This is a genomic window from Zavarzinella formosa DSM 19928 (assembly GCF_000255705.1).
GTDB lineage: Bacteria > Planctomycetota > Planctomycetia > Gemmatales > Gemmataceae > Zavarzinella > Zavarzinella formosa.
Window position 1 is genome coordinate 1,777,429 of record NZ_JH636439.1, and the last position, 25,222, is coordinate 1,802,650.

The 25,222-nt window shown below is 55.3% G+C and carries 21 protein-coding genes, 1 tRNA gene and 1 pseudogene; 9 read left to right on the forward strand and 14 right to left on the reverse strand.

The features are described from left to right. Nucleotides 1–92: 92 nt before the first annotated feature. From BGIM_RS0108365 to BGIM_RS0108385, 3 genes are all read left to right on the forward strand, one after another. Nucleotides 93–317, forward strand: a complete 225-nt coding sequence (locus tag BGIM_RS0108365) for a hypothetical protein (protein ID WP_020469338.1) — start codon at nt 93–95, stop codon at nt 315–317. 95 nt (nt 318–412) lie between these two features. Further along, nucleotides 413–2,404: a phage NrS-1 polymerase family protein gene (locus BGIM_RS0108370; protein ID WP_020469339.1), complete on the forward strand. Its 1,992-nt coding sequence runs from the start codon at nt 413–415 to the stop codon at nt 2,402–2,404. A 967-nt stretch (nt 2,405–3,371) separates the two neighbouring features. Beyond that, entirely contained in the window at nt 3,372–3,968 is a 597-nt protein-coding gene (locus BGIM_RS0108385; RefSeq protein ID WP_020469341.1) for a recombinase family protein, read from the forward strand. A gap of 120 nt (nt 3,969–4,088) precedes the next feature. Here BGIM_RS0108385 and BGIM_RS0108390 read toward each other — a convergent pair whose 3' ends face one another. The 10 genes from BGIM_RS0108390 to BGIM_RS0108430 all read right to left on the reverse strand — a co-directional run bounded on the left by BGIM_RS0108390 (nt 4,089) and on the right by BGIM_RS0108430 (nt 14,546). After that, nucleotides 4,089–5,474, reverse strand: a complete 1,386-nt coding sequence (locus tag BGIM_RS0108390; protein ID WP_157368675.1) for a PIN-like domain-containing protein — start codon at nt 5,472–5,474, stop codon at nt 4,089–4,091. Between the two features lie 75 nt (nt 5,475–5,549). Further along, nucleotides 5,550–5,774: a hypothetical protein gene (locus BGIM_RS0108395; protein WP_020469343.1), complete on the reverse strand. Its 225-nt coding sequence runs from the start codon at nt 5,772–5,774 to the stop codon at nt 5,550–5,552. Further along, nucleotides 5,767–6,429 carry an AbiTii domain-containing protein gene (locus BGIM_RS0108400; RefSeq protein WP_157368678.1) on the reverse strand — a complete coding sequence of 221 codons (663 nt, stop codon included), beginning with the start codon at nt 6,427–6,429 and terminating at the stop codon, nt 5,767–5,769. The genes BGIM_RS0108395 and BGIM_RS0108400 overlap by 8 nt, the downstream gene beginning before the upstream one ends. A gap of 2 nt (nt 6,430–6,431) precedes the next feature. Next, nucleotides 6,432–7,067 carry an AbiTii domain-containing protein gene (locus tag BGIM_RS0108405; protein ID WP_020469345.1) on the reverse strand — a complete coding sequence of 212 codons (636 nt, stop codon included), beginning with the start codon at nt 7,065–7,067 and terminating at the stop codon, nt 6,432–6,434. Between the two features lie 91 nt (nt 7,068–7,158). Beyond that, nucleotides 7,159–7,479 (reverse strand): hypothetical protein, encoded by a 321-nt coding sequence (locus tag BGIM_RS0108410; protein WP_020469346.1) that lies wholly within the window; start codon nt 7,477–7,479, stop codon nt 7,159–7,161. Nucleotides 7,480–7,656: 177 nt separating this feature from the next. After that, nucleotides 7,657–7,727 (reverse strand) — tRNA-Gly (locus tag BGIM_RS62610). Between the two features lie 47 nt (nt 7,728–7,774). Next, complete coding sequence (locus BGIM_RS0108415) at nt 7,775–8,653, reverse strand: ThuA domain-containing protein (RefSeq protein ID WP_020469347.1); 879 nt, start codon at nt 8,651–8,653, stop codon at nt 7,775–7,777. A gap of 60 nt (nt 8,654–8,713) precedes the next feature. Further along, nucleotides 8,714–10,912, reverse strand: coding sequence for a PPC domain-containing protein (locus tag BGIM_RS0108420; protein ID WP_020469348.1), 2,199 nt, complete (start codon nt 10,910–10,912; stop codon nt 8,714–8,716). A 13-nt stretch (nt 10,913–10,925) separates the two neighbouring features. Beyond that, nucleotides 10,926–12,254 (reverse strand): DUF1501 domain-containing protein, encoded by a 1,329-nt coding sequence (locus BGIM_RS0108425; protein ID WP_020469349.1) that lies wholly within the window; start codon nt 12,252–12,254, stop codon nt 10,926–10,928. Between the two features lie 42 nt (nt 12,255–12,296). Then, complete coding sequence (locus tag BGIM_RS0108430) at nt 12,297–14,546, reverse strand: DUF1549 and DUF1553 domain-containing protein (protein WP_162136232.1); 2,250 nt, start codon at nt 14,544–14,546, stop codon at nt 12,297–12,299. A gap of 473 nt (nt 14,547–15,019) precedes the next feature. On the opposite strand from BGIM_RS0108430, the gene thrC reads away from it, so the two are divergent. Genes thrC through BGIM_RS0108445 form a run of 3 tightly spaced genes read left to right on the forward strand, consistent with a single transcriptional unit; the run spans nt 15,020 to nt 17,889 of the window. Further along, nucleotides 15,020–16,312, forward strand: a complete 1,293-nt coding sequence (gene thrC / locus BGIM_RS0108435; protein ID WP_020469351.1) for a threonine synthase — start codon at nt 15,020–15,022, stop codon at nt 16,310–16,312. Next, on the forward strand, nt 16,309–17,112 hold the full coding sequence (gene dapB, locus BGIM_RS0108440) for a 4-hydroxy-tetrahydrodipicolinate reductase (protein ID WP_020469352.1): 804 nt from the start codon (nt 16,309–16,311) through the stop codon (nt 17,110–17,112). The genes thrC and dapB overlap by 4 nt, the downstream gene beginning before the upstream one ends. 6 nt (nt 17,113–17,118) lie before the next feature. Further along, nucleotides 17,119–17,889: an RNA methyltransferase gene (locus tag BGIM_RS0108445; protein ID WP_020469353.1), complete on the forward strand. Its 771-nt coding sequence runs from the start codon at nt 17,119–17,121 to the stop codon at nt 17,887–17,889. On the opposite strand, the gene BGIM_RS0108450 is transcribed toward BGIM_RS0108445, so the two are convergent. Beyond that, the gene (locus BGIM_RS0108450) at nt 17,868–19,007 is read right to left on the reverse strand and encodes a sulfotransferase family protein (RefSeq protein ID WP_020469354.1); all 1,140 of its coding nucleotides are present in this window, start codon (nt 19,005–19,007) and stop codon (nt 17,868–17,870) included. The two genes, BGIM_RS0108445 and BGIM_RS0108450, sit on opposite strands and share 22 nt — an antisense overlap. Nucleotides 19,008–19,195: 188 nt before the next feature. On the opposite strand from BGIM_RS0108450, the gene gnd reads away from it, so the two are divergent. Both gnd and BGIM_RS0108460 read left to right on the forward strand, forming a co-directional pair. Then, nucleotides 19,196–20,656: a decarboxylating NADP(+)-dependent phosphogluconate dehydrogenase gene (gene gnd / locus BGIM_RS0108455; RefSeq protein ID WP_020469355.1), complete on the forward strand. Its 1,461-nt coding sequence runs from the start codon at nt 19,196–19,198 to the stop codon at nt 20,654–20,656. Between the two features lie 56 nt (nt 20,657–20,712). Next, nucleotides 20,713–21,723, forward strand: coding sequence for an isocitrate/isopropylmalate family dehydrogenase (locus BGIM_RS0108460; RefSeq protein ID WP_020469356.1), 1,011 nt, complete (start codon nt 20,713–20,715; stop codon nt 21,721–21,723). 10 nt (nt 21,724–21,733) lie between these two features. Here BGIM_RS0108460 and larC read toward each other — a convergent pair whose 3' ends face one another. The 3 genes and pseudogenes from larC to BGIM_RS0108475 form a co-directional block, all read right to left on the reverse strand. Then, entirely contained in the window at nt 21,734–22,885 is a 1,152-nt protein-coding gene (gene larC / locus BGIM_RS0108465) for a nickel pincer cofactor biosynthesis protein LarC (RefSeq protein ID WP_020469357.1), read from the reverse strand. A gap of 54 nt (nt 22,886–22,939) precedes the next feature. Then, nucleotides 22,940–23,653, reverse strand: a pseudogene (locus BGIM_RS67010) (YqjF family protein). An 11-nt stretch (nt 23,654–23,664) separates the two neighbouring features. After that, nucleotides 23,665–23,985, reverse strand: coding sequence for a hypothetical protein (locus BGIM_RS0108475; protein WP_020469360.1), 321 nt, complete (start codon nt 23,983–23,985; stop codon nt 23,665–23,667). Nucleotides 23,986–24,058: 73 nt separating this feature from the next. Here BGIM_RS0108475 and BGIM_RS0108480 point away from each other — a divergent pair, with 73 nt between their 5' ends. Continuing rightward, complete coding sequence (locus tag BGIM_RS0108480; protein WP_020469361.1) at nt 24,059–25,153, forward strand: Gfo/Idh/MocA family protein; 1,095 nt, start codon at nt 24,059–24,061, stop codon at nt 25,151–25,153. Nucleotides 25,154–25,222 lie beyond the last annotated feature (69 nt).

Below are 25,222 nucleotides of genomic sequence, written 5' to 3' on the forward strand. Positions count from 1 at the left end.
GGGCGGCTGAAATAATTTGCCAAATAATTCTGGTGTTGAAAGGAAAAATCTCTTAGGCTCAAGACTTACTTAAGGGAAAGGAGTCCCACATCATGAAAATCATCAATGTGAACCGCGAAGAAATCCGGCTTCACAGCATCGCCGATTTGGCCAAAGCCGTTGGAAAACCACTGACAAATGTGTGGTATGCCATCAGGCAAACCAGAGCAGTTGCTGCCCCAGACTATCGCTGGGGAAACCGCGACTATTACACTGACCAGCAATACGCGACAGCACTCGCGGCTTTTCGGCAATCGGCCACTGCCACATCTGATTAAATCAGCCGAATTTCAACAACAAAAAAGGCGGTCGAGGGTAGCTGCCCCGACCGCCTAACTAATTTCACACACCCACGCGAAAGGTGCTCACTATTATGGTAGCCTCAGTTGACCAAAACCTCCAGCCGATTTCCCGGCCTGTCCCCCTGCCTGTCATCCTCGAAAACATCCCGGAGACCCTGAAAAAACTCCGTCGATGGGTTGTCTGGCGATACGAGTATCGAGGGACACGCTGGACGAAAGTTCTCTATGACCCCCATCGGATATATGAGATGGTGGAGCACAAAGGGGCATCATCGACGAACCCGCAAACTTGGGGATCGTTTGAACAAGTCGCGGCCATCTACCGCGATTCTCGGGTCGGCATGGACGGGATCGGGTTCGTCCTGACCGCCCCGGACGGAATCGTCGGTATTGACCTCGATCACAGCAAGGGCACCCGATTGGAGGAAAATTTCCTCATGATCCCAACATATGCGGAGCGGTCGCCAAGCGGCAAAGGGCTCCGGATGATTGGGCTTGGGAAACTCCCAAAAAACAAGGGCCTTAAACGGCACGAAATTGAGATTTACAGCACCGGCAGATATCTCACCCTCACCGGACACATCATCCCCGGCCACGCCAACGAAGTGATCGAAATCCAGAGGCAAACCGACATTATTGTCGAGCGGCTGGCACCTCCGCCAGCCGTGGATGAGACCGACAATCCAGATGAACGACCAACGCTTGATCTGGGCGACGAGGAAATCCTCGATCTGGCCCGTGCCCACGACCGCTCCGGTCGCTTCGCGGCCCTGTTCGATTGTGATGAAAAAATCCTTGAAAAGAAGGCCGACGGAAGCGTGGACATGAGCCGCGCTCATGCGGCTTTGTGCGTGAAACTCGCGTTTTATACCCGAGATCCGGACCAGATTGCCCGCCTCGTCGGGGCCTCCGCGCTCGGAGAATATTACAAATGGCAAGGCGAAAAATACAGAGAACGGACCATCAGTTTCGCCTTGAACGCTCAAAACGAAATGTATCGGCCCGCAGGTGAAGGCTTTTCCGATCATGAGGTCGCGAGCGTCGTCGGGACATGGCCAGAGATGACGGTCACTGTCACGGTGTCCGTCACAGAGGCGACAAGTGACCTGCTGACGTGGGATCAGCTTAAAAAGAAGGCAGCCGAACAACAGGACCGTTGGATCGTAAAGGACATTCTTGAGCCGGGGACATCAACGGTATTGTCTGGGCTTCCGTTCAGCGGAAAAACCACAGTTTTGGCCAGTCTCATGGGATGTATTGCCACTGAACGACCGTTCCTTGGCAACGACATTTCTGCTCGCTGCCCATTGCTGTTTTTGAATTGCGACCGCCTCCGAGAACGGCATATCGTCAAACGAATTTCGCGGGCTTTCACAGATTCGTTCGAGGAGCATCGGTTTGGCGAACTGTTTTTCACGGTGGACATCCCCGCCATCCCCGCCACCATCACACCCTCCTACCTCGACGATCTGATGGCTCGCGTCGAGAAAATGACGAGCCAAATCGGCAGCGACACCGGCTTGGTCATCATCGACCCATTACGGGCGGCATTTTTGCAGGCTGCCGATCCCGGAGCGGAAAACGACGCCTCGGCCATGACAGCGGTTCTGGCCCCTTTGCGGGCTTTGGCACGAACCAGCAATTGGTCCATTGTTGTCCCCCATCACAATGCCAAAGGCAGCAACCGTTACTCAGGTTCGGCGGCTATTGCAGGAAACTCTGATTCCGTGTGGAATCTGACCCGAGAAGAGGGCTCCACCTCGGCCACCCTGCACATGACGACCCGCGACGGCGAAAAAACTCTCCGCTATGACGAGCGGCCTGATGGCCTTCACCTGACTGATGTCCCCGAAGCCCATGTTGACCGGATGGCCGAGTTTTTGCGAAACATCCCGGCCAGCCCTGAGACGGCCAAGACAATGACTCAGATGTGCGAACGTCTGGCCATGTCGCGGTCGGAATGTCAGCGTCAGTTGGCATCGGCTGGTGATCAGATAGAGATCATTGGCACCGGCAAAAAGGGTGATCCCCTGCGATATCACCTCGCGATGGTGCCCAAATGAAGCTCCCGATCTTGCTGCCCATCACACCCAAAATGGCTGGGCAGACGCATCAAAAACCCCTTGTTTTTATGGTGTTTTATGATGCCCGAGAAATGCTGCCCCTTAAGTAAAAAATTGGGACGTAACCCACACTCCAACTTAGGTTGGGGGTGTGGGATTCCTACTTCGTCCGAGCCGGATTTCTGGAATGAAAGGCAAGCAATATTGTGGAAGACCTTAGTTTAGACGGAATTACCCCCGCCGACTGGTTAGAAATGCTGGAGGTGGCGTGGAACGGTGATGTGATGGATGGGGACAACAACGTGCTCGACCGTGCCAATTGGCTGCTCGAAGGTTTCTAATAATCATCACCAAACTAGTGGTCATTGTAATCATTTGGCGCGGCCTAAGTAAAGCAGACTTGTACGGAGTTTTGCGGGGATTGAAGGTGGTGCTGTGGTCAAAGGTAATTCCCGTCGCCCGATCCATCGCCCCGCAAATCGCCGTCCCGCCCCGTTCCCGCCCGCGATAGCCCCGCTTGCCCATCGCCGCCAGCCCTTGCCAGCGGCCCGCTGAGCCGCTGGCTGTTCGGTTAATAGTTATGTGCCGCTGAACAGCAGGAGCCCCGACAATTTCCGGGGCAATCACCGGCCTGAATGCGCCCTCAAAACTCTTTAGTTTTTCTGTACAGCCTGACGGTGGGCTGGTGATGGCCGAGGTGGTGTGGATGGGGGGAGGGAGAAATTCCCGGCGCGAGGCTCTTGGCACCGGCCCTCCTCCCGACCCACAATAAGATCCCAAAAATCGGCTGTTAATAACCCTTTCGGCCCTTCCAATTTTTGCCCCAATTTTCGGGGCCTTATTAACGCTGGCTGGAAACTGCTTTTGGCCCTTTTGATGTGTCCAGAAAATTGACTAGCCGATTAACTGGACAGTCGGCCTGATGACCTGTAGATCGTAGTCGGGTAGGTCAATTTGAGGGGAAAACGTGTATCGGATCTACGAACGGGTTTCGACAAAGAACCAAAATTGCGATTCTCAGCGGCCTGATCTGGATGCCTTTGCCAAGGGCAAGCAGTCCAAAACTTACACCGACCGAGGCTTCTCCGGGAAATCAATGGTCCGTCCCGGCTTTGGCAAACTGCTGAAGGATCTCAGGAAGGGCGATGTGTTGGTTGTTTGGCGGCTGGATCGGCTTGGGCGAACCGCGAAGGGCTTGGTCACGCTGATTGACGATTTAAGGGAGAAAGGAGCGTATCTGATCAGTCTCAAGGACGGAATCGACACCTCATCTCAGTCGGCCACCCAGAACTTGTTGCTGAATGTCCTGATCTCGGTGGCGGTTTTTGAGACGGAGGTTCGCGGGGAAAGGGTGGCGGCAGGGATTGCGGCGAAGCGGGCGCGGGGTGAAAAGTGGGGCGGGGGCAGGCCAAAGGGAAGCCATCACAAGCTGACCCCGGAGGTGTTAAAGACTTTGAAAGCCATGAAATCGGCTGGTGACTCCCCGACCGCCATGTCTCGCGTCCTGAACATGAGCAGAACAACGATCTATGAAGGTTTGAATCTGCTTGCAGAGCATTCGTGAATTTCTTCATTCTGCTTTCGCTAGAGCGGTTCTCAAGTGGGTGTAGCGGACAATGAATCGACAACGTTGTTGCGGCAGATGTTTCGAGAGGACGCCCGCTACACCCATTCGAGAACCGCTCTAAAAACCCGCTTCGGAAATAGCCACTCCATTCACATTCGTTTTCGCGACAGTGCCTTCTTCAGTAGCCTTTATTAATGCCCATGCTTTGGCTGTTTCTGCTTCTGATTCCTCTCGCCTCATCGCAGCTTCGACTTCAGAGGCTCTAAGCATGACTTTTTCTTTATCGCTCATCAAACTCCTTTGTAGTCTCATACCGGCTGCTGCTTCCAACTCTCTTCTTAATCGATGTTCTTTATTCATCGTCCTTCTTAATTCGCTCTCAGTAACTGCAATTTGAGATTTGGCATACACGGCCTTCTCCTCCCAATTTCTTAGAACGTCTGCCGCTGCGCTTGTCGAATCTCTCATAAAGGCATCTTTGGCCTCACTCATTCTTGGAAAAGCTTGCGCTGACTCAGCTACCCAATAATCCAATGATTGCCTCAATGATTCGATTTGTGTTTTTAGACTTGCAATCTTTTCAAGAGTCCGATTTTCCCAAGCAAATTCTTCTTCGCGTGAATGTCTTTTTTCTGTTTCTAATACTGCTTTTTGCTTGCCAACTGCTCGAACTTCATCGATCAATTCTTTTGGCTCATTCTGTTTCAGAAACTTGGATGCATATGTCAAAAATGCCTCTGTCTTAAAAATGAAGCAGCGGACACCGGCTCTCTGGTGCATCTCTTCAATTAGTTCAGGTCGAGGTCGGTTGCGGCCTTTGTCCTTTTCCCACCAATCTTCTTTGTTATCTTCCAGCACGAAGATCACTGTTTTCTTTTTCTCAATCGCGTAAGCGATCAGTTGGAGCCACATGATCGCGTCCCCGTATTTGCGATCCTCTGGTTTCTTGGCATCTTTGAAGCCGGGTGGAATTTCTTTCTCGAACCTGATCTTGCAATCTTCAATCAGTTTCTTGTGTTCTTCCTCCGTGAATTTCGAGCCAATCTGGCCTTTGAAAATCTCATCAATCGCATCGAAAACCGCGTGATTGTGGGTTTGATCAATGTGTTTGGCTTTCAGTTCAGCAACATCCTTTTCGATTTCTTTGCTGATTTCCTCAAACCGTTTCTGATACTTTTCGAGCGGGAATGGCGAATGACGCCTGATTTTGCCTTGGAAAGGAGAAACCATCTTGTCGAATTCGGTTTTCAAATCGTCATAGATGTTCGCCTGATCTTGAATGACATTGAGGCGGTTCCTCATGAATTCCAAGGCGGCTTGATGAGTGAGCCACAAACGGCCCTTCAAATCTTTCAAAGTCTTGACGAACTTGTCGGCCATGTCATGATTGAGTCGATGCAAGTCCAGCAAGATGTTTGCATCGAATGAGATGATCGCGTCCTTGAATGCTTCGATGATTTCAGCTTCAGTTGGGATCACGTAGCCGGGAAACATATCTCTCATGGCATGGGCTCGGCGAGATTGTGGTGAGTCTGATGGACATTTTACTGGACGCTTTGGCTTCGTCTCCGGTTCGCTTTATCCAAAACATGTTTTCCACCAACCCTTGACCTTCTCCCAGAGTTTTCCCCAGATAGACGGTTGCTCTGACGGGGCGACTTGAACCTTGTTGTTAGTCCCGGCTGTCTGAACGGCATCGTTTCCAGACACGACTACTGGGGCCGAATTTCCGGTGATCTTGTAGTTGTCTCCAGTGTCGTTGACCTGTTCGATCTTGGAGTTCTGAATGTTGAACTCAGCCATTAAGTTTCCCCTTAACGTTGTTGCCCATGTTGTTCAACTGCTCGATTTGGGAGTTGCTGATGTTGAACGTGATGGAATGGGCGAGCAGACGCTCGTTGTCATTGAAAGTCATGTCATCTCCACGGACACCACGCCTTTCCAACTCGCATGCCCAGTCAAGAATTTTGTCCTTGACGGCATCAGGGATGGCTTTGATTTGGGCAGTATTCAGTTTGAACATGAATGTGACCTGATGAGCAAAGTACGGATGAAGAGTTTTCCGAAATCTGTTGCAAAGGCCATTGTCAGCTAGTTGCTCGTAAATTCCCATTTTCTTGCTTAACAGATCTTCAATATGGGCAACAATTCCGCTCATTGGATCTGCTGCCACGCGGTCGGCAGAGTAACCTCCGGGATAGTCCATTATACCATTGCCGGTCATGCCCATCCCGACCGGGATCGGACCGTTTGAGTTAAACACCAGAACGCCCTTCACCTTTCGATAACTCGGAACATCTTGTCCTTCGGCATACCCATTCTGTTCGGCTTTAAGCCATTCGTCAATTTCGTTCACCCCCAGCTTCGACGCCAGCCGTCGAGCCTTTCGGAGAACAGTGAGAACGTCGTCTCGTTCCGCGCTGCTTTGCAACTCATTCACAAGGTTAGTGTTACCCACGCTCAGGCTCCTTTGTGATTTGCACCCATGTTGTTCAGTTGTCCGATATTGCTTTCCGTGATGTTGAATGTGATGTTGTGGGCGATCTGTTTCTCTCTTTCGTCAAATGAAAGAGCATCCCCCTTTATGCCAGCTTGCTCCAGACTGCACGCCCATGTCAGTACTTTATTTTTAATTCGGTCTGGTATGGCGTTAATTTGAGAGGCATTTAATTTGTACATGAAGCAAACTTGGCTGACAAATTCCGGATCTACAAAGTTTGGTAAATTCCTAGCGAGAACCGAATCAATGGGAACCCTGACAAAAACGTCCTGATTGCCTTTGATCCAGTCCATTATCGTGCTGATGGAATCACGTACTGGCAGAATGACGTTGGGATTAAATGAAAGTTCTTGGACTCCCTTTGTGATTCGGCCAAAACCTGCCGGAATATAGCCACTGCTGTGCAAGACGAGTGATGTTGCAATTTTCCGATAGGGTGGCACCGCGAGATTAGTCGCGTACCCTTCTTGTTCAGATTGAAGCCAATCCGAAATATCGGTGAGGTTTAGTTTCGATGCCAGCCGTTGAGTTTTGCGAAGAACAACAAGAACGTCGTCTCGCTCGGCACTGATCTGCAACTCGTTGATCAGGTCCACTGGTTTTCCCCATCAAGGACATATGTTCACATACTGGTCAAAATTATACTACCGTGTGCGCATTTAGGGGATGTTTGCTGACGAAAACCAATCAAAATGTTTGCAAATTGTCGATGACTGCGGCTTCACGGCGTTCGGCTTTCCTTCCTGCTTTGATGAGGCTGAGAAGCCCGTCGATGGTCAAATGATGCACGCTCGCATCATTTGGGGCCTTGCAAATCTGGATGTACCGGGAATCAGTTGTCCGGTGAATGCCAAGGGGGCTGACCCAAGGCAAGTAATGGCCATGAGGGAGGCTTGACTTGGCTTGGACAAGGAGGTCGCCGATTTTGCGAGCGGCCTCGACAGTTGACTTGAGCGAGAGGCCGTTGTGGAGTTGCAGGATTTCCAGTTCGATGGCGGCGAGGTTCACAGATAGCCTCAGCGGTGGATCATCACCTTGGCAATTTGCGGCCAAATTATGGTTGGGTTGCGGCCAAATCTGGAATTGATGTACCTGATTTCGTCCCGAATTTGGCCGCAGATTTGGCCGCAAGAATTTGGCCGCAGATATGTCGTCGTAAACCCTTACAAAACAGGCACTTATGGAAGCGGGATACGAGAGTCGAACTCGTCTCACAGCCTTGGGAAGGCTGGGCACAGCCGATATACCAATCCCGCACGCCGATCATCTTAGTCGGCGTCTACGGCCCATCAAGGGGTCCGGTTTAATCCTTTTTCGATTTCACACTCGGGGTGGCGTCACCCTTGGCATCCTTCAACGCCCACTTGAGTCCGCCGATCAAATGTTCCTGATAGCGGGGATCTTTCCAGACTTCCTTGCGATGGCCGAGCGAGGAGTAGAACGTCCGGCCTTTTTCCACTTCCTGGCACCATGAGATCGCATAATCTTTGTCTGATCGCTTGCCTTTGCTCACGTCAATCGAGGAATTGTCCACTGAGAGGATGATGTGCAGTTTGTTGCGGCTATATGGCTCGGGACGGAACTGGTAAATCTCATCCGTGATTTCATCGCCAGTTTTGAAGCCTTTGCCGGCGGCGTGGTTGGGGTCTTCCACGACGATTTTGATTTTCTGGTGCCACGGATGGCCGTCGAAGTAGGCACCGATCAATTCGCCGAAGGCGGCATTCATCGGACGGTCTTTGGCTGGATATAGCGTGTCTGATCCGCAGTGAACGCCGGCGACGGCCCCACCCGCTTTGACCCACTCGACGAGATCTTTCACTTCGTCATTGGTCAGCGGATTGCCGGTGGTGAAGAACAGCACGCCGTCGAATTTCTTCAGCGTCTCGGCATTCACCCGGCCGCAGTTTTCCTTTTCACAGGGCACGCCGGTGGTCTTGCGAAACCGATCCGCGTAAGAGGCGAAATCCTTGGATTCGGGATCGCGGGTGTAGCGGAAGCAGGTCACATCAATGCCGTTCTTCGGCCCGATTTCCTTCAATATTTGCTCGGACAGGCCCACGGAGTCGTGAACGAAGCCGCCGGAATCGGTGACGAGGAGCAGTTTTTTGTTTTCGGCCAGCGAGACTTGGGCGATGAGGACAATGGCCACGCAGGCCAGGGTCCAACGAATCAAATTCATCCAGTGATCCTCCGAGATCGGGAGAGAGTTCAGACGAGGGAATTCTACGGTATGGGTGAATCAGGGAACAACGTAAACGGTCAGCGATTGTTCGGCGGTCACCGCCCGGCCCTGTTCGTCCTTCGTGGTGGCCCGCAGGATGACAGACACGGCCGTCAGTGATTTCACGGTCGAACTGCTTTTGAAGACTATCTGACCCGTTTCCAATTTGGCATCCACAACGATTTTGGCGCTGGTGATCGCTTCGGAGCGAAACTCGGCGACCACTTCCACCGGCCCCGCCAAGCCAATGCCCCGTCGCACGGTGACCGGCATGACGGCCGGGCCGTTGTTGGTCAGCCGGGCCGTTGTGTTTTCCACCCGCAGGCTCAGGCGTTCCGGTTCGACGACGGCGATGATCTGGTCGTTCTGTTCCCGCGAGGAAAAATTGACGACATGCTCCGATCCGTCGGCCTCCCGGACGGTGGCGGTTCCCATGACACAGGTGCGGGAAGTTCGGCCGGTCTCCATCCAAGAGGGGAGCGTCAGCGGATAATCGAAATCACTCTTGTCGCCCGGAATCGTGATTCTCGGGCCGGTTACTCCCTGCAAATGGCGGGCTTGGTTATCCGCCAGTTCGATGTCAATCGGGCCGTTGAAGCCATTGCGTTGAATGTGATACTTCCGAACATAAACGGTCCCGCGTGGAATCAGTTTCAATTCGTAATCACCGGCGATTTTGAACGGGGTTGGAATCGCCACCATCATTCTCAGTGTGCTTATCTCATGGGATTCTTTCCAAACAGCCTCATGACTGATCGAAAGAGGCATGGCCGTGAACGGAGTCATCGGAATCAAAGCCGTCCCGGTGATGGTGAGTTTCGCGGGGGCAATGGTGGATGAGGCAACGCTTTGAAACTGGACATCCAGCGAATTTTGCCCGGCGGCAAAGCTCACTTCTTTCGGGATGGTAACGCCGTTGGGCAAGCCATCAATGGTCACCTTTACCGGGCCGTTAAACGAGCCTTTGCGAACCAAGGATAATTTGAGATTTGCGTTTGCTCCCCGAACGATGTTGAGAACCGGCGAAGCGAATGTCAGATCAAAATCGGGGAGCGGATTCGACAATCGTAGTCGATAGCCATAATCAGCGCCGCCCCGTCTTGGGAACAAATCAGCCACCGTGATGAAAAACAAACCGTCTGTTGATGGCGTCCATTTGATGACCGGATCTAATTGCTCGCCGCTTCCGGCTTCGGCGGTCACGATTTCTTTGCCGTTCGCATCCTGCACGGCGATTCGGCCCAACAGCGGAGAATCCAACGATCGCGCCTTGAGTTCGATGTCGATTGGCTGATTTTTGCGGGCAATCACCGACCAGCGATCAATCTGGCCGGGTTTGCCAATCGAACCGTTGCCGACGCCTGGCAAGGGCAGAATGTTACCGCGCACAGGATCGGGATTTTCAGTGGCCGTGCGCTGGATTGATGGTCCGTCGTTTGATGGAGGCAGGCTGGTGTCGAGCGGTTTGTTCGTGAGTGTCAGCCGATAGACGTATGCCGGGCCGCCGTCTCCCCTTGCATCGGTGATGGTGATGGTGTGCGTCCCGGAGACTTTCGCCGTCACGCTGAGTTTTGGATCGCGATTCCCTTTGTTGACGGCTTCGGCAACCGTCGCCCCGGCGGGATCTCGCAACACAATCTTGGCTTCCAACGGCAAGCCAAGCCTTTCGGAATCCACCATTGCCGTGAAAATCTGGCCCGCCTCAAGACGAACCGCCCAGGTATCCACGTCCTCACGGGGGAAGATGCGGCCATTGATGGTAAGGGGAAGTTTCACCTCACGCGACGGTTCCTCGCCATCAACCTCGGTTTCCACAATTTCAGGAAGTGTTCCCACAACGAATCTCATGGGCAGCGTGAACCCTTGAGACGTGCGGAGGAACACCAATCGGTCGCCCGGTTCGGCCTTGGCGTCGATGGTCGCCCGAGCGGCCATTGACCGGGGATAATTTTCCTGTCGTTGCGATTCGGGAAGCGGCAGCACCGGCCCTTCAAACCAAGGGGAAGCGGTTCGGGTGACCAACTTGGGCACGGTCACACCCTTCCCCGTCATCTCCATTTCACATTGCTGGTTGAGGTTCAACCCGCCGACATGGAAGGAGACATCCGTGCCGCGTTGCCCCCCCGCCGGGAACAAATGGCTTGCCACGGGAGGATCAGCTTGAAGAAGCGAGCCGCCAAGCATCAACACCGCGACGGAGGGGAAAAATCGGTTCATGTGGGATGATCGGTTAAAACAATTCTTGAATCACCTTGCCGCCGTTGACGATGGCCACCGGCCGGCCGTCGGGGGTGCGGAACTCTTCCTTGGGATCGATGCCGAGCGTCTGGCAGATGGTCGCGGTAAGGTCTTCCGGGCCGAAAGGGTCAGAGCCAGGTTTTTCCGCGCGGGCGTCGGACTTGCCGATGACGCGTCCGCCGTGGATGCCCCCGCCGCCTAATAACACCGTGAAGGAAGGCCCCCAGTGATCCCGGCCGGCGTTCTTGTTAATCCGTGGCGTGCGGCCAAATTCCCCGGTGATGACCACTAGAGTCGTATCTAACATGCCCCGTTCGGCGAGATCGCGAAACAAGGTGGAAATGGCTGGGTCAAATTGGGGCAACAATGTCTTTTTCAACACGCTGAAGTTATTATCGTGCGTGTCCCAATTGCTGTGGTCGATGGTCACGCATCGCACGCCCGCTTCCACAAGGCGCCGGGCCATGAGGCAGGATTGGCCGAGGGAATTTCGGCCGTAGGTGTCCCGCATTTTCGGGGATTCGGCGTGGATATCAAAAGCCCGTTTGGTGTCGGCCGAGGTCATCAACTCAAAGGCTTTTTGTTGGAAGACGCCGATGGTTCCGGCCGCCCGGTTGGCCTTGGCCTCGCCGGATTTTTGAAACTCATCCAGACCGGCCAGCAACGATTGCCGGTCGTCGAGTCGACTGCCGGACACATTCAGCGGAGGAACAATGTTCGGCACGCTGAAATCGGGGGCATTCGGATCGGCATCAATGCCAAAGGGAGCCGCCACGGCGCCGAGATAGGCCGAGCCAAAACTGGGGTGAACCTTGGGGAGACACACATAAGGAGGCACGGCCCCGCGCGGCCCGAGTTTGCGGGCGATGATCGACCCGTGGGACGGGCGTTGGTTGTTCGGGGTAATGCTCGGGTTGAAACCGGCTTGGGGAAAATACCCCGTCAACATGTAATGGTCGGCCGGTCCGTGGTCCGAGTTGTGGTGCCGGAACGAGCGAATTTGCGAGAACTTGTCCATCTCCTTTGCCACTTGGGGGAGATGCTCGCAAACGGTGACTCCGGGCAGATTGGTGTTGATCGCATTGAATTCGCCACGAAACTCGGCGGGGGCGTCCGGCTTCAAGTCAAACGTGTCGATGGTGCTGAGTCCCCCGTGCAGGAAGACATAAATCAGCGAAACATCTTTCGTGCCGGGCGATTTGGTCTTGTCGGCGGCCAGCAATCGCGGCAGGGAAAACGTGCTTCCCATGATCGCGCCCGCCCCCACCCGCAGCGCGTCCCGGCGGGTCAGCCCGTCGCAAAATCGGTTTCGCCCTTGCATATCAGCCTCGAAAAAAGGGGAACGGTTCGCGGTTCCGTCCGATCAGTGGATGAACAAAAACTCTTTGGTGTTCAGGAGGGCCCACGCCACGTCTTCCATCGCTTGTTGGCGACGGGTTGAATTCTTGGCGAGATGGGAGGTTATTCTGTCTCGTTCGGCAGCCGTTGGCAAACGAGAGAGAATCGCCAGGAACATCTCGTCGACGACCTCGGAATCATTCTTTATGTCGCGGGCCAAGATTGCAATCCGACCCTGATCATGCCGGAGTTTGTCGTTGATTGTTTCGCCATTAAGCAGGTTTAACACTTGGGCAATGCTCGGCTCCGCATTGCGTTCACATTCGCAGGCGCTAATACGGGCCGGCCGGCCGAACTGCTTCAAAAAGATGTGCCGAACTTTGCTATCCCACAATTGGATGGCCCGGGTGCCGTTGGGCATTCCCTCGAATTTTTCGGCAATGCCCGTGGAGTGCGAAACCATGTCCAGCAACACTTCCGCGTCGGGACGCTTCAGCAACATGCGAGAATGGTTTTGCTCATCTTTGGCATTCGCCGGAAGGCTGGCCGATGATGTTTGGTAGGTCCGAGATTCGCAAATCAGCTTGATGACCTTTTTCACATCGAACCGAGATTCGATCACCGATTTGGCAAGGGCATCCAACAGTTCCGGGTTGCTTGGCGGGTTGGTCGCCCGCAGGTCGTCCACCGGTTCCACCAATCCCCGGCCCATGAAGTGAGCCCACAAGCGGTTTGCAATATTTTTGGCGAAATAGGGATTCTTGGCATCGGTCATCCAAGCGGCCAATTCGGCCCGGCGATCCCCCTTGGGCTCCGCCGGGAAGGCGGTGCCCAAGGCTTGGGCCGTCATCATTTGCCCGGTGCGGAGATGTTTGGAAATCGCGTCGCCCTTGGATGAGAGGGCTTCCATCGGCCCGATTTTCTTGACAGACAAGGGAGTGAAAAAGGCCGCCATTCCGTAGTAATCGTTCTGGCCCCAGCGGTCAAACGGGTGGTGATGACACTCCGCACACGCCAGGCGGACTCCAAGAAACACTTGGGACAGCGTGTTGGAGGCATCTCCGGGTTTCGAGACCACTTTGTAGAAATTCGCCGGGGGCGTATCGTCCAGTGGTCCCTCGGCCGTCACCAATTCCCGGACGAACGAGTCGAACGGGGTGTTTTTCTCCACGTTGTCGTGAATCCATCGGTAATAGTCGTAAGCCCGTTGGTGACCCAAGATTTGCCGATCCACCCGCAGCACGTCGGCCCATTTCAAGGCCCAAAGATCGGCGTATTCAGGTCGTGTCAGGAGTTGATCAATCAGCTTCGAGCGTTTGTCCGGCGATTTGTCCGCGAGGAAAGCCCTCGTTTCAGCAATGGTCGGAAGCGTGCCGATGACATCCAAATACGCCCGGCGATGGAATGCCTCATCCGAACAAAGCCCTGACCGCTCAATGTTCAGTTTGGCCAGTTTGTCGGCCACGCGGTCGTCAATGAAATTGAACGACGGGGCCGGAGCGGTTTGCACCTTGGCCGTCTGAGGAATCATCACTCGGAAAATCGCCGACTCGTTGCTGAACGAGGCCATGATGGCTGCTTCACCGGGGACATCAAGCGAAGAGACGGTCCCGTTGGCGTTGACGATGGCAACGGCTTCGTTGTTGGTCTGAAACCTCGCCGTTGAGGTCACATCCCGTTCCTTGCCATCCGAATACGTGGCGACCACCCGTAATTGCTGGACACCATGCACGGACAGCACCCGCTCGGCCGGTTCCACCCGGATGCTCTTCACCGTCGGCGTCTCGGTTTTCCCCATCGGAGCCCCGGCGGCGATCCAACCACTCACCAGTTGATATGCCTCGGAGCCGACTGGAATTCTAACCCCGCCACCGTGGGGAACCTGACCGGAAGCCTTGGTCAGAAACAAACTCTGACCAGGAGCGGGTGGAAACAATCGGCGGCCACGGGCTTCCTTCACCAACGCGGCATAATCCGCATCGGGGTCAAACCCAAAAACGGAGAGTTTGAACCCGTTCTGTCCCTCGGCCTTTCCATGACAGCCGGAAGTGTTACAGCCGAAGCGGCCAAATAGCGGTTCAATGTCGTTTTCAAAATGATAATCCCTACTCGTCTGCGAACCGCTCACCCGCAGGGGGATCACCACCTTTTGCCCGTCAATCACCGCCCGGATTTGGGTTTCACCGTCTTTCAACGGTTTCACGCGGTTGTCGGTCATCACGGCAATCGTTGAGTCATCCACCGTCCAAATCGCGCGGGTGGTCAGGTCAATCACGCGATTTCCAGGATTGATCCCTTCAAGAAGGATCGTTTGACGGGCTTCCGGGCTACTTAAATGGACGGACGGGGGATTTGCGACGACATTCCGAACGGCAACTGACTCCGCGCATTGGCCGATATTGACCGTGAAAACGATCAGCGTGAAAAGGAGCGGCATCCATCGGAGAGATTGGAGCATGGCGGCGGTGGGTGAGGACAATCGGCAGGATCAAAACGCGGGCAGCTTCGGCGGGTAATACATTCGTACCACGATTCGCGGCCGACTACAAACAGTTTTTTTCGTTCTGTCGTCTTTATCGGCACGCGAAACCTCAACCGACACCCGGAGTCCCCTGTCTTCGGCCGATAGGTTCCTGTAAACAAAGACTTATGAACGCTCATGCTTTCCAGCGATGTATTCTCCCTCATTGTGGAGGAACGTCCTCTCTCGACGACACATCGTTCCATTGCCCGAAGTGCGGCAACTTGATGGACGTGGCCTACGATTGGAACAAGCTGCGGCCGCCATCCAAACTCAAAGACTTTGAAGCCAAATGGTCCCGCCGGTCGGAACCGCTGGAGTTTAGCGGCGTCTGGCGCTTCCGCGAACTCTTCCCGTTCGCCAACGACTCGGACATTCTGACCATCGGCGAAGGCCAGACCCTCTGCCAACGATCCGATTATGTGGCCAAATACACGGGGATGAATGCGAGCCGGGTTTTCTTGCAATACGAGGGAATGAACCCCTCCGGGAGCTTCAAAGACAACGGGATGACCGGGGCCTTCGCCCATGCCCGGATGGTCGGTGCCCGCCGGGCGGCGTGCGCTAGCACCGGCAACACCAGCGCTTCGCTCTCCATCTACTGCGCGGCCAGCGATCTCCGAGCCATCATCTTCATCGGTTCAGGGAAAATCTCTTACGGCAAACTAGCCCAAGCCCTCGATCACGGGGCGCTCACGGTGCAAATTGCCGGGGACTTTGATGATGCCTTGGCCCGCGTGCAGCAAGTCAGCAAACAGCTTGGCATCTATCTGGTAAATTCAATCAATCCCTTCCGGCTGGAAGGGCAAAAAACGATCATGTACCGGGTGTTGGAAGCCTTCAATTGGGAGGTGCCGGATTGGATTCTGGTGCCGGGGGGCAATCTCGGAAATTCATCGGCTTTTGGCAAAGCATTCATCGAATTGATGGAACTTGGCCTCATCAACCGCTGCCCCCGAATCGCCGTCATCAACGCGGCCGGGGCCGACACTTTTTATCAACTCTACGAACGGCAAAATCTTCGCTGGCAGGGCGGGCGGTACGAACAAACGCTGGTGGACTCATATATGCGGGGCTTGGATGCATCCAATGCCCGCGCGGACACCATCGCCAGCGCCATTGAAATCAACCGGCCGGTCAATCTCCCCAAAGGTCTCCGGACGTTGGAACGCTGCGGCGGAGTAGTCCGCGAAGTGACCGACCAAGAGATTCTGGACGCCAAAGCGAAAATCGCGGCCGGCGGACTTGGCTGCGAACCCGCATCGGCCGCCAGTGTCGCTGGTCTGAAGAAACTGCGGGCCGAGGGCATTATCGGCGCCGACGAACGGGTGGCCTGCATCCTGACGGGCCATCAACTGAAAGACCCGACAGCCACGGTGGCTTATCACTCGGCCGACCCCAAAATGTTTGAGGAAACTCTCGGCAAACGCGGGGTTCGTCGAGCAAACTACGCCAACAGGGCGGTACAGGTTCCCAACGATCTGGACGAAATCATCAAAGCGATTGACGTGTACGCATGAGCGCCATGAAAATTAAAATTGCGATCAACGGAGCCTGCGGGCGAATGGGCCAACGTCTTGTTGCCCTTGCCAAAGAAGACCCCGAACTGGTGTTGGTGGCCGCCATCGACAATCCCAAACACCCGAACATCGGGAAAGACGCCGGTGACCTCGCGGGCGTCGGCCCAGCCGGGGTGTTGGTGACACCGGAACTGCCGCTATCGGTAACGCCCGATGTGTTGATTGACTTCTCCACGCCGGAAGGTTCGCTCGAAATCCTCAAGGTCTGTGAAGGCCGGAAGATTCCGATTGTGGTGGCCACCACCGGCCATACTCACGAAGAACGGGCGATCATTGAAGCCGCCGCCCACGAAACAGCGGTGCTGTTCTCCCCCAGCATGAGCTTGGTGGTGAACCTGCTCTTCAAGATGGTCGCCGACGCCGGGACTGCCCTCAAGGGCAAAGGTTTCGATGTCGAAATCGTCGAACGGCATCACCGCTTCAAGAAGGATTCGCCCAGCGGCACGGCGATGCACTTCGCCAAGATCGTGCAACAAGCGATGGCCATCCCGGATCTGCAACATGGCCGCGAAGGTTTGTTGGGCGAACGTCCCGCCACCGAGATAGGCATGCACGCCATCCGGGCCGGGGATAACGTCGGCGAACACACGATCATTTTCAGCGCCTTGGGCGAGACAATGGAACTCGTTCATAAAGGCTACAGCCGGGACAGCTATGCCCGCGGTGCCTTGTCGGCGGCGAAATTCCTAGCGAACCGACCGGCCGGGAAATACACAATGGCCGACGTTTTGGGATTGTGACCGGACATGATTGCCAACACCCGCGTCGTGCTGGTTCGCCCCCACTACGCGGGGAATGTCGGCTCTGTGGCCCGAGTGATGAAAAACTTCGGGCTGAACCAACTCACATTAGTCTCGCCGTATGCCGATCCGCTTTCGGATGAAGCCCGGCGCATGTCCACGCACGGCGAAAACCTGCTGACCAATGCCAAAATCGTAGACACATTTGAAGAAGCGGTGGCCGATTGCCAGTTGGTTTTCGCCACCTCCGCCAATGTCGAAGGTCTTTATCGCGGATCGCATTACGGCCGGCCGGATGAAGTGTTGCCTGTCTTTGTGGATTCGCTGCAAACCGGCCCGAGCGCGTTGGTGTTTGGCCCGGAACCGCATGGATTGGCAAACGCGGAGATTGCCCAATGTCATGGGTTGATCCGCATCATCACGGATCATGAGTATTCGTCGCTTAATCTCAGCATGGCCGTCGGCATCTGCCTCTATGAACTTCGCCGTCAATTTGCCCAGCGGACGGCAAACTATCAGACGCCCCCATCAAGACAGATTGCGAACTATGCCTCGCAAGAGGAAATGTTCCGGCATCTGAGACATGGCTTGGAAGCCATCCATTATGTTTGGGGGACAAAGGCCGATTTGCTATTCCACGGCATCCGGCAACTCATCGCCCGGTCTAACCCTACTCCCGTCGAAGTTCGCATGTTGCATGGGCTGGCCCGCCAGATGGAATGGGTGGCCGCCCAACTTCCCCCCAAGGCCGACGATCAGCCTTCCGGGGGCGAGTAACCATACTGTCGGATGACTTCGCCCCAGCGTTTTGAAATTTGATCCCGCAGTTCAACCGGCAACGTCCATTTGTTCCGCTTGTAACCGGCATTCGCTTTCACATAATCTTGTAAACGTCCCCGCACTGCTTCAAAATCTCCCAGCGACAATTGCCGGTAAACGGACTCAACTTGTGTGATCGGATCTTCCACCAAATCTTCGTACCGCATTTCGATGAGTTGCCCTTTCGGGATGAGCGATTTCGTTGCCTCATATCGGTGGAAAAAATGCAGGAACCGATCAAACACATATTCTTCGATGCCGTGATTGGTCGGGGCATGAAGCCCCTGAGCCTGATGAAGCGTCTTCCACAAATTGACGGTTGATAAAAAGACCGTATAAGGGTTTCGCACCAGATGGATAAATCTGGCCCCAGGAAACATTTTCAACAAAGTCGGAATGCGACAGGTGTGCGGTGGAGATTTCAACACTAGCCTTTTCCGATGGTGATAGTTGAATGTTTGAAGCAGGTGGTAAAAAGTCTTTTCCCACCGTTGGCAGTCGGCCTCCGACAAATCGTCCAGATCGTAAGCCGCTTCATCCACCAAGCCGGAATTTGGAAAAGCAATCCGCAGATAAGGCGAGGGCGCGCCCAGCAAACACATGGCGAACTCATCTTCTTGTGGCCGTTCCCAGCCCATCGCCATGTTGTCAATCAATCGCCGGTTGGGGAGCATCCAACCAAAATATTTAATCAGATACTTGTTCGTCAGTAGTGAATGACAAGGGTTGAAACATTCGGCCGTGGAAGGACAAGCCAACCTTGAATCCAACATCAGATACTCATGGAGCAACGTCGTGCCGCCCCGCCAGTGGCCCAGAATAAAAACCGGATCTTCGGCAAACGGCGTGTTTTTGATCCGTTCGCCGAAATGATGATTCTGGGCATATCGGAGAAAAGTGTTGGCCGCCGATACAGCCGTCACGGTCATGCCGATGTAAAGATGTTTGAGGTCGAAGGCATATCGTCCGTGTGCCATCAGCCGCAGCCAGGCAAACAAGTCCGCGCCGGTCCAGAGATGGGCGGCCCATTCTTTCGACGGATTTTTCAGCCTGTCACCCGTGCCCGGCACAATCATCCCCCGTTGGTGCCTTCGTATTGTGCGGTCCCGCGCGGAATCGGAAAGTGCAAAAGCCCCGAACCTCAGGAGTTCCTGACACGGATGTGATGGCCGTTCCCGTCTTCCGGCTTTAGAATTGCGGCAACTGAATCGAAGCGTTGCCGCAGATCGAAGCGGTTCCCCAACTTCTTGGAAAGCACCAGAACATGCAACCTCAAGGCGATATTGCGTTAATCGGCCTCGCCGTCATGGGCCAGAACCTCATTCTCAACATGAATGACCACGGGTTCACCGTGGTGGCGTTCAACCGGACGGTCTCGAAGGTGGACGAGTTTCTGGCCAAGGAAGCCAAGGGAACCAAGGTCGTCGGAGCGCACTCAATTGAAGAAATGTGCGCCAAGCTCAAGCGGCCCCGCCGGGTGATGATGCTGGTCAAGGCCGGCCAGGCCGTCGATGACTTCATCGCCTTGGTGGCCCCTCACCTGGAACCAGGCGACATCATCATCGACGGCGGCAACTCGCTGTTCGGTGACAGCGAACGCCGACGCAAGGAACTGGAGGCCAAGGGGCTTTTGTTCATCGGCACCGGGGTTTCCGGTGGTGAAGAAGGCGCCCGACACGGACCGAGCATCATGCCGGGCGGTTCGCCCGCCGCTTGGGAGCATGTCAAGCCGATCTTCCAATCAGTGGCGGCCAAGGTCGAAGACGGCACACCCTGCTGCGACTGGGTCGGCGAAGGCGGAGCCGGGCATTATGTGAAGATGGTTCACAACGGCATCGAATACGGCGACATGCAACTGATCGGCGAAGCCTATCACCTGCTGAAGACCGGCCTCGGAATGAGCGCCGACGAGATTCAGGCCGTGTTCGCCGAGTGGAACAAAGGCGTGCTGGACAGCTACCTCATCGAGATCACCCGCGACATCATGGCCTTCCGCGACAAGGACGGAAAGCCAATGGTGGACAAGATTCTCGATGCGGCCGGTCAAAAGGGAACCGGCAAGTGGACCGTCATTGACAGCATGGAACACGGGATTCCGATCACGCTGATTTCCGAAGCCGTGTACTCCCGCTGCGTGTCGGCCCTCAAGTCCGAACGGGTGGAAGCCGCCAAGGTTCTCAAGGGGCCGGGCGATGGCAAGATCAAAGTGGCTGACAAAAAAGCGTTCATCGACTCAATCCGTGATGCTCTGTACGCCTCGAAGATTGTGAGCTATGCCCAAGGGTACATGCTGATGACCTCGGCCGCCAAGGCTTATGGCTGGACCTTGAATTACGGCGGCATCGCCCTGATGTGGCGCGGTGGTTGCATCATCCGCAGCCGGTTCCTTGGCAAGATCAAGGAAGCCTACGACAACAACCCGAAACTCGGGAACCTGTTGCTCGATCCGTACTTCGTCAAAGAAGTCGGCGACGCGCAAGCCGGCTGGCGGCAAGTGATCGCCGCCGCCGTGACGGCCGGGATTCCTGTTCCCGCGTTCAGCACCGCGCTGGCCTTCTTCGACGGATACCGCACGGAGAATCTCCCGGCGAACCTGTTGCAAGCCCAGCGGGACTTCTTCGGCGCCCACACTTACGAACGGGTGGACGAACCCCGAGGCAAGTTCTTCCACACGAACTGGACGGGTCGAGGCGGTGATACTTCCAGTAGCACGTACACCGTCTGATTTTGGCGTTGAATTGACGAACCATTGGCCACATCTCTCCGGGTGGAGTTTCTCACATGCGGCGAGTCGTTTTTGTGCAAGGTGGCGGGATTGGTTTCGATCAGGAACAAGCCGTCCGCAAGGTGCTGTCGGCGGCCGGCTTGGAAATCGACTGGCAGGTCTTTCCCGCTGGTTGGGCGGCCGTTTCCCAAGGCTTGCCGATGTTGCCGGATGAACTGGCGAAAGCCATCCGGCAAACTGGCGTCGTCTTGAAAACCAAGCTGCTGCCTCCACCGACCAGTGCTTCCAACCCCGGCACTCCCGCGAATGCGAATGTCGCCTTTCGCAAAAGTCTGGGGTTGTTTGCCACTGTTCGGCCCATCCACAATCTGGCCGGGTTGAACAGCCGGTTCCAGAACATCAATTTCACGATGGTCCGCGAGATCACGGAAGACTTGTACGCCACCACGGAACACGAAATTGTTCCGGGCATCGTCCAAAGCTTCAAGATCGTCACGGAAAGCGTCTGCCTGCGGTTCTTCCGCTTCTCGTTTGAACTGGCCCAACGACTGGGCAAAAAATCGATCCACTGCATCCACAAGGCCAACATTCTCAAGATGGCCGACGGTTTGTATCTGGATTGTTTCCGCCGGGTTGCGAAAGATTTCCCGGAGATTGCCCCGAAGGAAATGATCGTCGACAATGCCTGCATGCAGTTGGTGAGCCGCCCGCATCAGTTTGAAATGCTCGCCTGCGGCAACCTGTACGGGGACTTGCTGAGCGATCTCGGGGCCGGTCTGGCCGGGGGCATCAGTTGCACGGCGGGGATTAACTACGGCGAGAGCATCCGCGTTTATGAAGCCATCTTCGGCGGCACGCGGGAGTCCGTCGGAGCCGACAAAGCGAACCCCCTGCCCTTGCTACTGCCGGCCATCGAGATGATCCGGGATTGGGGCGATCCCGAAACCGCCCAACGCATTCAATCGGCCATCGAAAAAGTGCTGACCACCACATCGATCCGCACGGCCGATATCGGCGGGCAATCCACGACCACGCAATTTACGGATGCGGTCATTCAAGCCCTTTGACCGGAAACGATCAAACAACTTTTGTTACTGCCGAATAGACGTGCCTTAACGGCACGTTTTTTTCACGCGCCAGTCTCGCACAATCTTCGTATTCTGGAGTGATGATCTCCACTCCTTCGCTTCGGCCCACTTTCGCCCGGACAATTCCCCAAGGAGTCGAAACCTCTTTCCACTCTCGCTGAAGTACCGAACGTGCGGCTGAGTATCGCCGGATGCCGAAGGTGCCGGTTTCTCGAAAGATGATCGCCTCCAAGACAGCCACCAGATTGGCGGGGGCAATCACGCCGAGCATCACGCCTGGCCGTTGTTTTTTCATTTGAATCGGCGACGTATAAACATCCAATGCCCCGGCTTTCAGCAATTCCTCGAAGCAATAGCCAATCACTTCCGGCGATGCGTCATCAAGATTGGTTTCCAGAACAACAATAGAATCCGTCGTCGTCTCGGTATTCGTTTTGCCAACAAATACCCGCAACAAATTGGGCCATTCGATCGGATTGCGTTTCCCGGCACCGCAACCGACCCGGCTGATGATCATCTCCGGTTGTTCACGGAATTCATTCACAACGGCCGCGAGAATGGCCGCCCCTGTGGGGGTGACGAGTTCGCCGGTCACCGGGGCCGAGGCAATCGGCATCCCCCGGAGTAGCAACGCCGTCGCGGGCGTTGGCACCGGCATCAACCCGTGGGCACACTTCACCGAACCGGTTCCTGGCGGCACGGAACGACATGTAAACCGATCAATCTTCAGCAGATCAATGGCGACGGAAACCCCGGCAATGTCCGCGATGCTATCGAGGGCGCCGACTTCATGAAAATGAACCTTCTCGACGGGCATCCCATGCACCGCCGCCTCGGCCTCGGCCAGTTTGCGAAAAATGGCCATCGCCCGGTCCCGCTGCGGAGCCGTCATCGAACTTTGCGACAGGATTTTTTCCACGTCCGGCAGGAAGCGATAATCCTCCTGATCGGGGGCGACGACATTGACATACGTTCCGGCCAGCCCGTTGCGTTTGACTTTTTCAATCTCCAGCGTGATTGGCAAGCCGAAAGAGTTCAGCGTTTCACGAATCACCTCGACATCGGCCCCAACATCAATCAACGCGGCCAGTGTCATGTCGCCGCTGATACCACTGAAACAGTCAAAATGCAGGACATTCACGTTGTTTTCTCATTTCACCCAAGGATGATCGCGGCCAAATTCAGCGACCATTAATCATTTAATCCGGACCCCGTCGCGCACGACCACATCCGACCCATCGGCGATGAACGCGGAATGCGGCCGACCCATCAACGCATCAGCAAATGAGTCGCCGTAGAGTTCCTTCACCCGGCAATCGAATTTCACATTCTCACAGTTCCAGATTTTCCACGGGGGATGTTCGACTTGGTATTCCAACGTGCCGCCGTCCCGTTGGGCGGCGAAACCCCAATAATGTTCCGAGACATAGTGCCCCGCATGGTCGTAGACGGGGACAAAAGCCTCTCCGGTGGAATCCGCGCTGACAGAACCCCACACGCCCTGGTGCCTCCACTCAAATCGTAAAGAACCGGGCGACTGGATCGACGACTTCATCGGCAGGGCGACATAATTTTCCCGGTACAAAGTCCTCGCTCCGGCCGCGATCATCCACGCCTATCGGGGGACGATCTCTTTGACAAACACCACTCCGCTTCGCCATTGGTCCCCCGATTTTCGACGAACATAGAACCGGAGGTTGACCTCGGGAAAATTACCGTGGAACAACAGCGGAATGCCTTTCACGCGGGTGTTCAAGAATTGAAAGCCAACGACACTGACCAAGGTGATGCCGTTCCAAGATTCCAGTTCTGTCCCGGCGGGAACGAACGACCGCAATACGGCCGGGTCAATCGCATAATTGACCATCAAGAGATTTCGCCAGGCCGCCCGCATGAAGACATCGGCCATGATGCTCCTCCTCAACCCGGCGAGGGACTATCCGCGTCATCGAATTTGAATTGCGGATCTGTCACCTTGTGATCCACCCCGGTGATGGATTGAATCTTCTCGCGCATCTCCGGCGTGATCCGGCTTTTGGGGGCGGAATAATACCTGCTCACCCAGAACTTGGAGAAGTTCCACATCGTCAGCATGGCCGTCAGACCGATCACCAACGGTGTCTGTGGTGTCTCGGCTTTGGCCAACAACCAAGGCGGCATCCATATCTCACGGGTGATGAGTCCGAGAAAAAGGGTGAACCAAAAGATGGCGAGCGAAATGTTGAAGATGCGAATGTTCATCAGCGGACTCCCGTGGTAATTTCATTGTCGCATTCGTCGCTCCGGTATCAACCGCATTGCACGGAGAGTCATCATGAAAAAATATCGCGTCGCCGTGATCGGCCGAACCGGCAAGGGGAATTATGGCCACGGACTGGACACCGTTTGGATGAACCATCCCCGCGCCGAGATTGTGGGCGTGGCCGACGAGGACGAAAAAGGGCGACTTGCCGCCGGGAAGCGGTTGAAAACCGACCAGATATTTGCCGACTTTAAGGAAATGCTGGCGAAAACAAAGCCGGAAATCGTCTCTGTCGCGGATCGGTTCTTGGACATGCACCGGGACATGGTGTTGGCCTGCGCCGAGCATGGCGCCAGCATCTTCTTGGAGAAACCCATTTCGCGCACCTTGCAGGAAGCCGACGAGATGGTGGCCGCCTGCGAGAAGCATCATGTGAAATGCGCCATCGCCCATCAGACACGTTACAGCCCGCGTGTGGCCATTGTTAAAAAGATGATTCAAGACGGTTTGCTGGGCGACCTGTTGGAACTTCGCGGCCGGGGGAAGGAAGACCCTCGCGGCGGCGGGCAGGACATGATGGTTCTCGGCACACACACCTTCGATCTCATGCGATTTCTGGCCGGTGACGCCCAATGGTGCATGGCCCGCATTTTTCAGGGCGGGAAGCTCGCCGTCAGTGGAGATGTGCGGATGGGGGGCGAGGGAATGGGGCCGATTCAAGGGGATCGTATCGCCGCCACTTATGGCATGGCCAACGCCCACTCAGCGACCTTCGGCACCTACGTCACCAAAGATTTTCCCGGCAAACGATATAGTCTGCATGTGTATGGCAGCAAAGGAGTGGTGCAACTCAACTTCGGCGCGCACGGGGGAACGTGGTTTCTTCCTGATCCGTCATGGATGCCCGGACAGAGCAAGACGGCATGGCAGGAAATCACCAGCGCCGGGATCGGCAAGCCGGAAACCTTGAAGGAAACGGGAGTCGAAACCGGCAACCACTACATCGTTGACGACTTGATTGAATCCATCGAAAAAGACCGGCAACCGCTTGGGAACATTTACGACGGCCGGGCGGCGTTGGAAATGATTATGGCGGTCTATGAATCGCACAAGCTTCAGAAGCCCGTCGAACTCCCCATGAAGAATCGTCGGCATCCCTTGGGATGACTTTGCCGCCTCCGTAGGATAGTCGTTTACGGGGTAGGCGGGTCGGGTGTCGCCCAAACATCTGATGAC